Origin of the sequence: Paraburkholderia bannensis NBRC 103871 (assembly GCF_000685015.1) — a bacterium.
Lineage (GTDB): Bacteria > Pseudomonadota > Gammaproteobacteria > Burkholderiales > Burkholderiaceae > Paraburkholderia > Paraburkholderia bannensis.
Genome location: NZ_BAYA01000052.1, coordinates 23,888 through 35,587, shown reverse-complemented (window position 1 = coordinate 35,587; position 11,700 = coordinate 23,888). Strand labels below are relative to the sequence as shown.

The 11,700-nt window shown below is 58.3% G+C and carries 15 protein-coding genes; 7 read left to right on the top strand and 8 right to left on the bottom strand.

Annotation, left to right across the window (positions count from 1 at the left end):
• Positions 1-207 precede the first annotated feature (207 nt).
• Positions 208-843, bottom strand: coding sequence for a hypothetical protein (locus BBA01S_RS37590; protein ID WP_027820902.1), 636 nt, complete (start codon positions 841-843; stop codon positions 208-210).
• Between the two features lie 632 nt (positions 844-1,475).
• On the opposite strand from BBA01S_RS37590, the gene BBA01S_RS37585 reads away from it, so the two are divergent.
• A complete protein-coding gene (locus tag BBA01S_RS37585; protein ID WP_027820901.1) occupies positions 1,476-2,282 on the top strand; it encodes an IS5 family transposase in 807 nt (268 codons plus the stop codon).
• A gap of 334 nt (positions 2,283-2,616) precedes the next feature.
• Here BBA01S_RS37585 and BBA01S_RS37580 read toward each other — a convergent pair whose 3' ends face one another.
• The 3 genes from BBA01S_RS37580 to BBA01S_RS48515 form a co-directional block, all read right to left on the bottom strand.
• Complete coding sequence (locus BBA01S_RS37580; RefSeq protein WP_027820900.1) at positions 2,617-3,642, bottom strand: IS110 family RNA-guided transposase; 1,026 nt, start codon at positions 3,640-3,642, stop codon at positions 2,617-2,619.
• A 386-nt stretch (positions 3,643-4,028) separates the two neighbouring features.
• Positions 4,029-4,367 (bottom strand): H-NS family nucleoid-associated regulatory protein, encoded by a 339-nt coding sequence (locus BBA01S_RS37575; RefSeq protein WP_027820899.1) that lies wholly within the window; start codon positions 4,365-4,367, stop codon positions 4,029-4,031.
• 523 nt (positions 4,368-4,890) lie between these two features.
• A complete protein-coding gene (locus BBA01S_RS48515) occupies positions 4,891-5,781 on the bottom strand; it encodes an H-NS family nucleoid-associated regulatory protein (RefSeq protein WP_042298549.1) in 891 nt (296 codons plus the stop codon).
• A 648-nt stretch (positions 5,782-6,429) separates the two neighbouring features.
• Between BBA01S_RS48515 and BBA01S_RS47740 the strand changes: the two genes are divergently transcribed.
• Positions 6,430-6,570, top strand: coding sequence for a hypothetical protein (locus BBA01S_RS47740; protein ID WP_167336089.1), 141 nt, complete (start codon positions 6,430-6,432; stop codon positions 6,568-6,570).
• Between the two features lie 490 nt (positions 6,571-7,060).
• The gene (locus BBA01S_RS37560) at positions 7,061-7,408 is read left to right on the top strand and encodes a hypothetical protein (protein WP_027820897.1); all 348 of its coding nucleotides are present in this window, start codon (positions 7,061-7,063) and stop codon (positions 7,406-7,408) included.
• Between the two features lie 149 nt (positions 7,409-7,557).
• Here BBA01S_RS37560 and BBA01S_RS37555 read toward each other — a convergent pair whose 3' ends face one another.
• Both BBA01S_RS37555 and BBA01S_RS44640 read right to left on the bottom strand, forming a co-directional pair.
• Complete coding sequence (locus BBA01S_RS37555; protein WP_042298547.1) at positions 7,558-8,103, bottom strand: lipocalin family protein; 546 nt, start codon at positions 8,101-8,103, stop codon at positions 7,558-7,560.
• Between the two features lie 149 nt (positions 8,104-8,252).
• Entirely contained in the window at positions 8,253-8,453 is a 201-nt protein-coding gene (locus BBA01S_RS44640; RefSeq protein WP_042298546.1) for a hypothetical protein, read from the bottom strand.
• A 246-nt stretch (positions 8,454-8,699) separates the two neighbouring features.
• Between BBA01S_RS44640 and BBA01S_RS44635 the strand changes: the two genes are divergently transcribed.
• Positions 8,700-9,008 carry an H-NS histone family protein gene (locus BBA01S_RS44635; protein ID WP_042298545.1) on the top strand — a complete coding sequence of 103 codons (309 nt, stop codon included), beginning with the start codon at positions 8,700-8,702 and terminating at the stop codon, positions 9,006-9,008.
• A gap of 64 nt (positions 9,009-9,072) precedes the next feature.
• On the opposite strand, the gene BBA01S_RS37540 is transcribed toward BBA01S_RS44635, so the two are convergent.
• The gene (locus BBA01S_RS37540) at positions 9,073-9,519 is read right to left on the bottom strand and encodes a lipocalin-like domain-containing protein (RefSeq protein ID WP_027820894.1); all 447 of its coding nucleotides are present in this window, start codon (positions 9,517-9,519) and stop codon (positions 9,073-9,075) included.
• On the opposite strand from BBA01S_RS37540, the gene BBA01S_RS47400 reads away from it, so the two are divergent.
• The 3 genes from BBA01S_RS47400 to BBA01S_RS48560 all read left to right on the top strand — a co-directional run bounded on the left by BBA01S_RS47400 (position 9,518) and on the right by BBA01S_RS48560 (position 11,237).
• Complete coding sequence (locus tag BBA01S_RS47400; RefSeq protein WP_156966250.1) at positions 9,518-9,829, top strand: hypothetical protein; 312 nt, start codon at positions 9,518-9,520, stop codon at positions 9,827-9,829. The two genes, BBA01S_RS37540 and BBA01S_RS47400, sit on opposite strands and share 2 nt — an antisense overlap.
• Before the next feature lie 219 nt (positions 9,830-10,048).
• A complete protein-coding gene (locus tag BBA01S_RS44630) occupies positions 10,049-10,771 on the top strand; it encodes a DUF6088 family protein (protein WP_042298544.1) in 723 nt (240 codons plus the stop codon).
• 169 nt (positions 10,772-10,940) lie between these two features.
• Positions 10,941-11,237 (top strand): nucleotidyl transferase AbiEii/AbiGii toxin family protein, encoded by a 297-nt coding sequence (locus BBA01S_RS48560; RefSeq protein WP_027820893.1) that lies wholly within the window; start codon positions 10,941-10,943, stop codon positions 11,235-11,237.
• Here BBA01S_RS48560 and tnpA read toward each other — a convergent pair.
• A complete protein-coding gene (tnpA, locus tag BBA01S_RS37525) occupies positions 11,234-11,662 on the bottom strand; it encodes an IS200/IS605 family transposase (RefSeq protein WP_027820892.1) in 429 nt (142 codons plus the stop codon). The two genes, BBA01S_RS48560 and tnpA, sit on opposite strands and share 4 nt — an antisense overlap.
• Positions 11,663-11,700 lie beyond the last annotated feature (38 nt).

Genomic DNA, 11,700 nt, shown 5'->3' with positions numbered 1-11,700 from the left:
ATAAAAGCGTCACTTCGGCTCAGTCCGCATTAAATCTGCCACTTCGCATCGCAGTAGCGGCGACCGCAATTCCCGCGGCTCGATCGGTGCGAGTGCAGTTTCGTTGAAAAACGCTTCTATAGCGCTAATACGTGTTAGCGACAGGGCCGCGGTTCGTGGCTCTCTCACCGCATGCATGCAGCCGAGTGACGGGGCTCGGGCGATGCGTCAGGCGCTAGCCGGCCATGAAGAGACTGTGGAGTCTGGAATCTGAACGTCCGTTTCCAAGTCGCCTGTCGACAAGAAGTAGCAGTAAGGCTTGGAGCGCTTCCAATCACTTGCAACCTGGAAGCTACTCGTATCAGTCAAGCGATGATATTGGCCCGCGACCCACCAGAAAAACATACCGGCGGCTGCGCCAGCTGGAACGAGAAACCGCCCCACGCCAAGCAAACCCTGCAACCAGGTCGTATTCTTCTCGTCCGGTGGATCGGTGTACCAGTGAAATGAGTTGAAGAATTCAACGTAAGCCAGAACAGCCAGCACTCCAATGGCAACGCCTGCCAGTAAGTAAAACAACCAGGTACGAATCTTGAACGTCCGAGCGATCCAGGACAGAGCGGCACACGGCAGCGCAGTCACCCCGACGGCGAAAATCCACGACAGGACGAACATCAGCATCAACATGATGGAGAAATGAGCCGCCTTCAACCCAGTCGAATTATTCGTCGCGCTCTCAAAATCGGTGACTTTGCTCAGCATCGCCGAGAACACGAACACAGCGGTCCCGATTGTCACACTCACAAGGTAACCGACGAGTATTCGTCCAGCAGAGGCTTCGTGTCGCGCTTTGCTTGGTTGCATTTTGCATCGGTGAATTGAGTGTCAGCGAATCGGCAAGGATGCCTTCCTCGATGCATACCGGAGGAATACGTGGCTGGTGCGTACCTGCTGCATGCGAAAGATAGGAATAAGATAGATGTACGCTCTCGGCGACCGGTTTCCCGCGAATACTGGCCACCCGTCTGGACGAACCGGGCGTCGCATCCGGGTCGATACCGGAAGTCCGCAGAGAGCGGCGATGTGCTTGCTGGGGTCGCCTCAGCGCTAATCTTTCGGCACCGGGCCGGGTGTCCGCCGCGTTGTGACACATTTATAGTCGCAACGGTGTCACTTTTAATACGGTCTACGGTAGACAGGGGCGGTCATCGACTTGCGACTTGTGCCGCTGAATCTCACCGCGCCCGGGTGAAGTTCACGGACCCGGCCAGTTCAACGAGGTAACTCCAACATTTCCAGAGTGGAACCGCCGACCCGTACAAAGTTCGGTGGTCTGGAAGTCCAGGGCGCATCGCTGGTGCCCAGAAAATCTATGCTTTCGGAGAAGGAGTGCATTCAAAAGTGGCGAGCGGGTCGACCACCGTCCATACCCTGAATTGCGCTGTTGCAACTAGAGAATGTTAGGCACTTACGACCAGACCTGGTATCCTGGCTGGATGGCAAAACGCAAACCTTACCCAACGGATGTGTCCAATGAAGAATGGAGCTTTGCGGCTCCGTATCTGACTTTGATGCACAAAGATGCCCCGCAGCGTCGATATGAATTACGCGAGATGTTCAACGCGCTGCGCTGGATCGTGCGCGCGGGAGCGCCTTGGCGCATGTTGCCAAATGACTTTCCGCCTTGGGAACTGGTTTATCAGCAAACGCAACGCTGGATTCAGGCGGGTTGTTTCGAGGCCATGGTCAATGATCTGCGTTCGGTTATCCGCGTCGCGCAGGGCCGTATGGGTCAGCCCAGTGCGGTCATACTCGACGGGCGTACGTTGCAATCGAACTGCGAGAGCGGGCCTCGCGCCGGTTACGACGGCTACAAGCGTAAGCGGGGCAGCAAAGTTCACATGGCCGTCGATACGTTGGGCCAGTTGCTTGCTGTGCACATTACGCCGGCCAACGAGCAGGAGCGAGCCCAGGTTGGCGAACTCGCGCGTCAGATCCAGGAGGTCACAGGCCAGACGGTGAAGGTCGCGTTTGCTGATCAGGGCTATACCGGTGAGGAACCCGCTCAGGCAGCGCTGGATGAAGGAATCGAGCTTGAGGTCATCAAGCTGCCGGACGTGAAAAAAGGCTTTGTTCTGCTGCCACGCCGCTGGGTGGTCGAACGCAGCTTCGGTTGGCTGAACCGCTTCCGCCGGTTGGCCCGAGACTATGAGCGATTGCCCGAAACCCTGGCTGGTCTGCATTTCGTCGTATTCGCCGTGCTTATGCTTGTCCATTTCGCAGCCCTTAACACAAGTGCCTAACACGCTACAAGGGCTTCCCCGTTGAGCACAAGCTCAATCGAGGTTCGCTGTTGATACATGCTGCAATGCCGCGCTGGTGCATGTGAGAAGGTGAAGGACTGCGGTTCTACAACCGGTCATGTTGGGCCAATGGCCCGGACCCTGATGAAAGACGCGCGCAGGGGCCTCATTCTCTAGCCGGGAATGGATATCCCCGCCGTGTTAGCCAGGTACGCCCCGCGCGGGTCCAACCCGCTTCACATCACAGCTGGCAGTGCAAAGTGATCGTTTCTAGGTGCTCATGATGTCCGCGCTCAAGCCTAGGCATCGGGTGATCGATAGGCTCGAATTGAACTCAGTCTGCCGCTGGGGCGAGCTTAAAGTCTTCGCCATATTTCAACGAGGCCCACGCCAATCTCGCGTTCTTGGCAGCAATCGCGATGGCGGCCCGCCAGTAGCCCCGGCGCTCGACCAGGGCTCGGACCCATCGACTGAAGCGATCCTGTTTCTCGCCGAGACTGGCAATAACGGCGCGGGCACCGTTGACCAGCAGGCCGCGCAGATAGGCGTCACCTGCCTTCGTGATACTGCCCAGCCGCGCCTTGCCGCCACTGCTGTATTGACCGGGCGTGAGTCCGATCCAGGCCGCTACCTGCCGACCGTTTCTGAAGTCGTGCCCGGCGCCGATGCTGGCGAGCAACGCACTGGCCGTGGTTGGGCCGATGCCGCGCAACTGCATCAGCCTCTTGCTGCGCGCATCCTCACGCGCGATCGCAGCAATCGCACGGTCGTATTCGAGCAAGCGATCCTCGATATGGCCGGCATGCTCAAGCAGGTCGCTGATGCTACGCTTCGCCCAGCCTGGTAAGGTATCCAGATGTTCCGTGATGTACCTGCGCAACTTCTCCGGGCTCTGTGGCAGCACTACACCGAATTCCGAAAGCAGGCCTCGCAACCGGTTGTAGGTCGCAGTTCTCTCTTCGACGAAACCCTGTCGCGTCCGATGCAGGCAAAGCGTTGCCTGCTGATGTTCGTCCTTCAGCGGCACAAACCGCATGCTCGGTCGCGTCACCGCTTCGCAGATTGCGGCAGCATCCGCCGCGTCGTTCTTGCCGCGCTTGCCCGACATGCGATAAGGCGCGACAAGATTGGGCGCCATGAGTTTGACTGTATGGCCGTGCTGCTGGAACACACGGGCCCAGTGATGAGCGCCGGAGCACGCTTCCATCCCGATGAGGCACGCTGGCAACTGCGAGATCAACGCCACCAGTTGATCACGCGGCAAACGCGGCTTGATCAGCATCGCTTTGCCGGTCTCGTCCACACCGTGAACGGCGAATACATTCTTGGCAAGATCGATTCCGATAGTGACAATAGGCATGGACTTCCCCTCTCGCTGGTGTCGATGAACGTTCGCAACTTCATCCTGGCACATTGATGCCGACTCGCGGCTTCCGCCGCAGCCTCGGGAAGGGGAAGTCCCTTTCATTCTCTAGCAGCGCGAAACTCGCGCAACTGTGGCGCGTTGAGATGAAATTTCGTTGCCGGAGATTTTGGGGTAATTGGCTTCACCCAATGAGCCAGAGTGCCGGAACACGAGGGGGAATTTTGGTCCTCAGACGCTGTGCTTCCGGCCCATTGCATCGCGGACAGGCTCAAGGGCTTACATCGTGAACGGATAGCCTAAACCGTTCCCTGGGTCGCGATTTCCGAAAGGTCGGTTGGACGGAGATGCTGCAGAAGCGAAGTGTGACGTTGAGCGCGCGTTTAAGGTATCTGGCGATACTCGGGCTTGATTGTCGCAAGTCGACTTCCCGCAAATGGGTCGTCCCGCCAATTTACCGCACGCTTGTTGCCCGAAGCGTCTGCTGCTCGTTGAACCGCAAAGTGCTCAACCGATTGTCCGGCGCTGGTCGCATTGACGACCCATTGCGGAGCGACACCCTCACCGTCCCAGCCGTTGCCAAACGCGTCGCGATACCTTACTGCCTTGACTCGACGTTGGTCGTCGGCGATGGAGGCTGCGATGGCCTCTGGTGTGATATCGAATTCTGCCATCCTGCGCAGCAGGTAGGCGACGATGCTATCTCGCTTTCTTTCATCCATCCTGGTTATCTCCACTCGCTACGTGGTTTTCAGAATAAACCCGTGCAAGTCATGTGCCACCAGAATATCACAGGGCACTCGATGTTCGAATTGTCCAGAGGTTGCGCGTAAATCTACTTGCTGCGCTCGAAGGATGTCAGGCCGTCAGAACTTCCCGCTCGCAGGGCTTGAGCGTAGCGACAGCACACGGCATCGACTGGCTGAATTGAGCTGTCGTCAGATAGGTTTTTATAAGCGATCGAAAGGAAGGATTCTGCTGCAACGGACTTTACTAATCGCAGACAATCTTTGAAGGCCTTGAGATGCCTGTTCCATGTCCAAAAAGAAAAAGCCGCCGAGCCTGTTGGGGAGGCTCAGCGGCCTGAAATCACAGGGTGCGCCGCTGGCACTCTGTGAATCTGGATCTGCAACAAAGCAGGAACAGATTCAAAAGTAGCAGACGGACTCGAGTCCGTCCATGTTCCGAAACCTGCGAAAACGACCTGCACGGGAGGCGTCCCGCAACTGCGGGGCGCGGGCTCTCTTATGCCGTTGCCGTCGACAGATCCGCTGCCTGCGCAGCATTTTCGGTGGGCGCAGAAGTGATCGCGGTGTCCTGCACATGGGCATTCTCCGCGGCGGCTTTTTTCGCCGGAGCCTTGCGGGCGGCCGTCGCTTTCTTCGCCTGGGTGACCTTTCGGGTCGCGCTCACCTTCTTCGCTGCCGTCGCTTCTTTCGCGCTGCTTACCGACTTAGCCGGCGCGGCCTCTTCTGCAGTGGTCGCCTTTTTGGCCGGAGCAGTCTTTTTCTTTTCGTCGGCCTTCGTAGCACGTGCAGACTTCTTCGCAGCCGTGACCTGTTTGGCAGGCGTTGCTTTCTTTGCTGCTGCGCCTTTCTTCGCAGTAGCAGGCTTCTTCGTGGTCGGGGCTTCGACAGCCGTGCTATCTGCGCCTTCGATCAGGAAGCGCGTACGGTCCTTCGCGTTCGCAATCCAGGCCGGGGCGCGACCTCGACCGCTCCAGGTCGCACCGGACTTCGGATCACGATAGAGCGCGGGTTGCGGACCGCGCTTGTAGTTTCCGGCACGCTTCGCTTCAGCTTTAACGGGTGCAGCGGCTTGTGCGCTGCCTTCAACCAGGAACTTGCTTCGATCCTTCGCGCTGGCAATCCACTGGGGAGCGCGGCCATGGCCCGTCCATGTGGCGCCGCTCTTCGGGTCGCGGTACTTCACAACCGACGCGCTGCCGGCAACCGTTGCAGCTTTGTGGCCGCGACGCTTGCCTGCGTGAGCGTCGATGTCGGCAACGCTGATACCGTGCTTGTCCATCAAGTCACGGATCTTGTTCAAGACGACCGTCGACTTGCTAACGACAAGTGCTTCGGCCTGAGCCTGAAGCTTTGCAATCTTTGCCTGAATGGAGTCGAGCGATGCCATTGTCTTTTTTTTCCCTTAAGTTGGTTTAGCGAACTATGCCATAACGCGGATTCGAATTGTTGAAGTGTGTTCACTCAAAGAATGAAATGATTCACCGATAGATTTCCAACTGTTTCGAGACTGCGGGTTTGCCATCCGCAGGCGTGAGGCGAGACGAGCAATCCCGGGTAACAATCCTTTGTACGCGACAGCATTGCGTTGAAACGGCAGCATGATGCGATCAGTTCGTCGAATCTGGTCTGGAATGGTCCGGAGGCTTGTCACATGAGCTGAGTCCGCCGCTCTCTGTTAAACAAAACTCGAGCAGATAGTTTCGTCTTGCCAGGTGCTGCGGGTTTCAAGCGCTGAGATTGGGAAGTGCGTGATGTCTCGTCGGGGATTGCTTCTAGCTGTCCACAAAATGTACCGGTTGATGGGGAGCAATCGTCGTACCCCCTTCATCCTGGATGCACCGTTAATCATCAATCGCTTGATCCTGGGCCCGAGATTGGGACGATGTATTCGCCAGGTTCCATGCCTATTCCCGTGCATACGTGTGCGCGACCTATGGTTAGCCCTATGCTGTCATCGTATTTTCCGGTTCAGGCGTTATCGCAGTGAAGGCAGGGCACACGCGCTGTCCTCATCAATAAGCTGGACTCCACAGATATGAAAAAGATCCTTCTTGCTACCATGGCTTCCGTTGCGATGCTTGCAGCCGTCACGCCTGCATACGCCTACGACCACCATCATCACCCTGTCTGCCACAAGGTGCGCGTGCATCATCATTGGGAAAAGCGTTGCCATTGAGCCGAAGGTGGTCAAGTGGCCGTGAAGATCCACGGCCACATTCGATTTGAAACGTGGATGATCTGTGGGCCGCAAAAGTCTTTTGCAGTCCCGCGTCTTCACCAGATTGACTCTCACAATATCGAGCCGAGCCGGGTCTGAAAGCCCGGCGTGCTGAACCCGGTCATGGGAATGACCTGCTGGCCGCCGCTCTCGCGCGTGAAATCGCGGTGACGCTGGCACGATCCAGGGACGTGGTCGTGCGGCCTGGCATTACTGAGCAGGAGGTGTGCGGGACGCTGGGCTATGGCCGGCCAGTACGGGCGCCCGCCAGATGCTACGATCCCTCATGATCAGGTCGGGCTCGCGTCTGAAGTGGCGCGCAGGAGAAGTTCTTGTGGACTATGCGATTGACGCGTCGCAATCGGCCATGATGGCTGGGTGATAAGTGATGCATGTCGCTCACATCCGTCAGGACTCGGGGCGGGCCATCAGTTGAGGAGCCGGCGGGATGGACAGCGAGGCAAAGGCGGAATTGCTGACGTTTCTCGTCGTGGGCCAACTGCTTGCGCGGGCGCGTAGTGGTGAGTGGTTGCGAACCGGTCACCTGATTGAGTCGTGCCAGATCTGGCTGTCGTCGAACGCAGCACGCTGTGACTGGCTTGATCGGGCAAAGCTGGTCGAAGCCTGCAGGCCACTCGCAGAACGGGCGCTGGCTTTGCCATTTCCGCGTGACGAGGCGGGCCTCCTGAAACTCTTCAATCTCGACGCGGGCTGGTTTCTCGATTACCGGTCCCCCGTCGTACAGGAGATCCATGGTTTGTGCACGGCATACCTGGGGCTCACCGACGACCAGTGAAGGGTAGGCACTGCGCCTGATCGACCGCTTTGCAGTGGAGTAACGTCGCTGCCAGATCCTGATTTTCCGCTGGAAATCAACTGTATGGAGATGCTCGACAGGCAGTGAAATATCCCTGCTTTGGTGGGTAACTTCCCGCTAGCGATTTTTTACTGCTTCGTCCGCCTGACAAGCGACCAGTCGTATCCAAGGGTTTTCACGCGCGCCTGCAGATTGTTGAGGATCTCTCCGGGCGGGTGCGCGTCGCGGGTCAGCACCCACAGGTAACGACCGGACGGTTCGCCTACGATCGACCAGCTGTAATCGTCGTCGTGATCCAGAATCCAGTAATCCCCGTAAAACGGTCCGAAGAACGAAACCTTCAGCTTGGCGTTGGTTGGATCTGCGACCTTTGCCTTGCCGATAGATTGTTTGAACCCGTTGGCGTCGCTGGTCCTGCGCCCCGAGTTGATGACCTTGACCGTGCCGTCCGCGTTGAGAGAATAGTCGGCCGTGACCTCGTCCAGGTTCCGTTCAAACGAAGCCTCATAACGGAACTGCTCGTACCAGCGACCCATGTATCTGGCCAGCTCGACTGGCTTCGCTGGCTGCGGTACGTCGTGATTGCCGACTGGGCCAGGTCGGGGAATGTAAACGCAGGCGGCTAGCAACATCGTTACGCCAGTCAGTGCGATGACGAGGGGCTTCTTTTGCATGAGTGGTTGCTCCACGAGTCGTAATGATACGCCCGGCGATGTAGTCCTTTCCGTTGGCGTCATATTGGTCGACAGCGAGGCCCGCAGCGTATGAAATGCCGCGCGCCTGGCGATGGATCGATGTTGTGCGCTTTCGCGCGCAAAGCACGTCAGGGCTCGAGGTCTTCTTCGTGATCAATGTCTTCGGCGGGCGTTTCGCTGTTTCCGCCGTCGATTTCAACGAGATGGATAACATTGTCAGCTTCGATTACAGCCTCTTCGCCGGCATCGATCATGACCGCGTCCGCTGCCTTGCGGTCTGCGATCACGCGAAGCGCGTTGTCTCCGTCGTTGTAAATACTGACTCGCATATCCGTTCTCCCGCTCAAAAGACAAGTGGCTGCACGCTCTGGTTGCAGCAAACAACGGGCCCGCACATTCCTGTCTGCTGTCGCGCCACTGCTCACTATGAACAGTGCTCGCGCTGCTCCCGGTGGCGCAGCGAGCGCTCATACGATGGGCTACGTGTGCCACGCCACATTCGTAAACCGGGCCTGGTCAACATGTGAGGGAAAGACGGTAGGATCGCGTTAAAAGATTCCAGCAAGGAGATCGCTTTGGCTACGTACGCGGAACTCAGGCAACAACTGGCGGAACTTGAGGAGCAGGCGGCCCTCGCACGGGCGAACGAGGCTGCAGACGTTCTCGCAGACATCAAGGCCAAAGTCGAGGAATTTGGATTCAGCGAGGAAGATATCTTTGGACGTCGGCCCGGAGCTCGCAGGAGGGGTGCGCCCGCCGGTCATCACGTTGCGCCGAAATATCAGGATCCAAAGACCGGTGCGACATGGACTGGACGTGGCCGCGCACCGCGCTGGATCGCTGATGCGAAGAACCGCGACCGCTTCCTGATCAGGAAAGCCTGAATCGCGGCGCAGTACCGTGCCTGAAATTCACGCCGTTGTCCGCTGGCTGCCAGCGAATGCATGGCTATGTGAGTCTGTCCCACACCAGCACCGAGACGCATTCGTTGCCCGTCACCGGGTTCCGCGCAGGCAACGTCGTGATGTGCAGACAATTGCCGTTGAGCCTGAACCTGCGAACCTGGGTGGTGCCTGTCCACGACTGGTTCCACGACACATCGATATGGTGCCGGACTTCGTCGCCAGAGATGTCGTAGCTTCCTGCGTAGGAACAAAGCCCATTGAAAAGCTCGATGCGCTCCATGTCCGTGGGCACGAGATCGGCGGGCGCCTTTCGCCCGTGCGCGACGAGGATCGCATACATCCGGAAATCCGCACCGTAATAGAGATAGCCATGCGGTTTGATGCCGAAGAGATTTGTCGTCAGACCGGTCGCTGTCTCATCGGTCGTGAACGATCGAAGCTTCCAGGTGCCGAGCAATGCCGGGTTGCTGTCCGGCCGTGCGCGTGTCATGGCGATCTCCCTGGGCCAGTCGGCCCGACAGTTTCCGTTCGTCTATGTTTGCGGAGCAGGTGAGCCGTTCATCCCGGCAGATTCGGCTGCGGTAGTGCGCATGACCCAAGGTAGAGGGTCGGCAGCGCGTCCCGCGCAGCCTCAGACCGAGTCTGCTCTGCTTTTCCCGCGCAAGGGCGTTCCGCTGCAATTTCAACCTGCAGGCATCGACCTCGGAACGTCGCCGTTCACACCGCGGCTGGCCGGGCGTTTTCAGGCTGATGTTCGAGGTGTCGATCTGATGAATCTGGCGTCCAGTACACGACCGTAAAAATGCATCTAACGGTCTGGCCGTCCATTTCCTGGCAACGCCTCACGGCGGCAAAGCCGCTTCCAGGTCGATTCCACGGCGTATCGGGCGGATGTGGGCCGCGCCCCATCTGGCAGGTCGATGTTGTCGCATGTCCGAAATTTGCATACATTTTTCGGACATTTTAGGTTTGCAGTTTGTCCGAAAAATGTGTACAAATATCAGACAAGGAGCCTCATCATGTCGGATATCAGCGACGCCATCCTCTCAACGGTACAGGCGGCCGGAACCGGACCTGTCTGGGTGCCGACCGATTTCGCTCATCTCGGTTCGCGCGATGTAATCGACAAGACCTTGCAACGCCTTGTCGCGCGAGGCGACCTGCGCCGTGTCGACCGCGGTCTGTACGACCTGCCTGCGATCAACAGGTTGACCCGACGTCCGACGGCACCGGATTACCGTGCCGTGATCGACGCGATAGCGCGCCGCAACCAGTTGCACATGCTCGTGGATGGCATGACTGCGGCGAACGATCTTGGTCTGACCGATGCAGTCCCCGCGCGTGTGACGATCCATACCGACGCACGCCGGCGCTCAATCCAGGTGGACAATCTGCGAATTGAATTCAAACAAACCGCACCAAGCCGCCTCTACTGGGCGGGACGACCTGCCATGCGGGTGGTGCAGGCGCTCTACTGGCTCAAGGATACGCTGCCGGTTGAGAGCGATCGGATACTCGCCCGTCTCCAGACGGTTCTGGACGATGCAAGGCATGGACAGGCAATCAGGAGGGACCTGGCCGATGGCTTTGCTCACCTGCCGGCATGGATGCAGACGTTCCTGCGCCGAATCCCATCCTTCGATCCAGGCGTTGCCGATGTGCCTGTGTCGCGCTCGCGCGCGAATGTTGATGGCGCGCGCCGATTAGCGACACGAGCGAGTCCCGCGGGAGGTTCGAATTGAACGGGGCGTACAGGGAAATCATCGCGGCCAGTGACGCGGATCGCCGTGATCTGTTTATTGGTATCGCTAACCGTCTCGGGACAGCGGTGCAGAACGTCGAGAAAGACTTCCGGGTGTGCTGGGTTCTGGATGCGTTTTTTAACGGGTTCCCCGCTCAGGGCCCGGTCTTATGTTCAAGGGTGGCACTTCGCTGTCAAAAGGGTTTGGGCTCATCTCCCGGTTCTCGGAAGACATCGACATCACCGTATTCCGGGATAACCTGGGGCAGCCGGCTGAACCGGCCGAGCTGGAGGCGCTGAGCGGAAAGAAGCGCCGGCAGCGTCTCGACGCAATTCGCGAAGCATGCCAGCTGTTTATACAGGGCGACTTTGAAGCCGGATTGCGAATGCGGGCCGTTGACCAAGTAGCGCGGCAAGCCCCGGAGTTCAGTCCGGGGTCAACGCGCTGGACCGCGCAGCGGTCCTAATGGGGCGTTTGCTGGTCCTCGATGTACTGCCGAAGGATGGACATCGGGGCTCCGCCGCACGACGACGCAAAGTAGGACGGCGACCACAAAACACCGCGTCGCTTCAGCCAGGGATGGAAGTCCCCGAACTGCTGCCGCAGCATCCGGCTCGATACCCCCTTCAGCGACGCGACGAGCGTGGACACTGCGACCTTCGGCGGGTAGTGAACCAACAGGTGGACGTGGTCGTGCTCGCCGTTGAACTCTACTAATTCCGCATCGAAGTCGCGGCAGACGTTGGCGAGTATCAGCCGCATCGCATCCAGATGTTCTTTCTTGAACACGTTGCGACGGTACTTGGTAACGAAGACAAGGTGAACGTGCATTACGAAGACGCAGTGCCGCCCGTGCCTTAAATCACTATCCGTTTTGCGTGGACGACCCATTCTATTCTCTTGCAGAGTTTCGAAGACCAAAACATAAT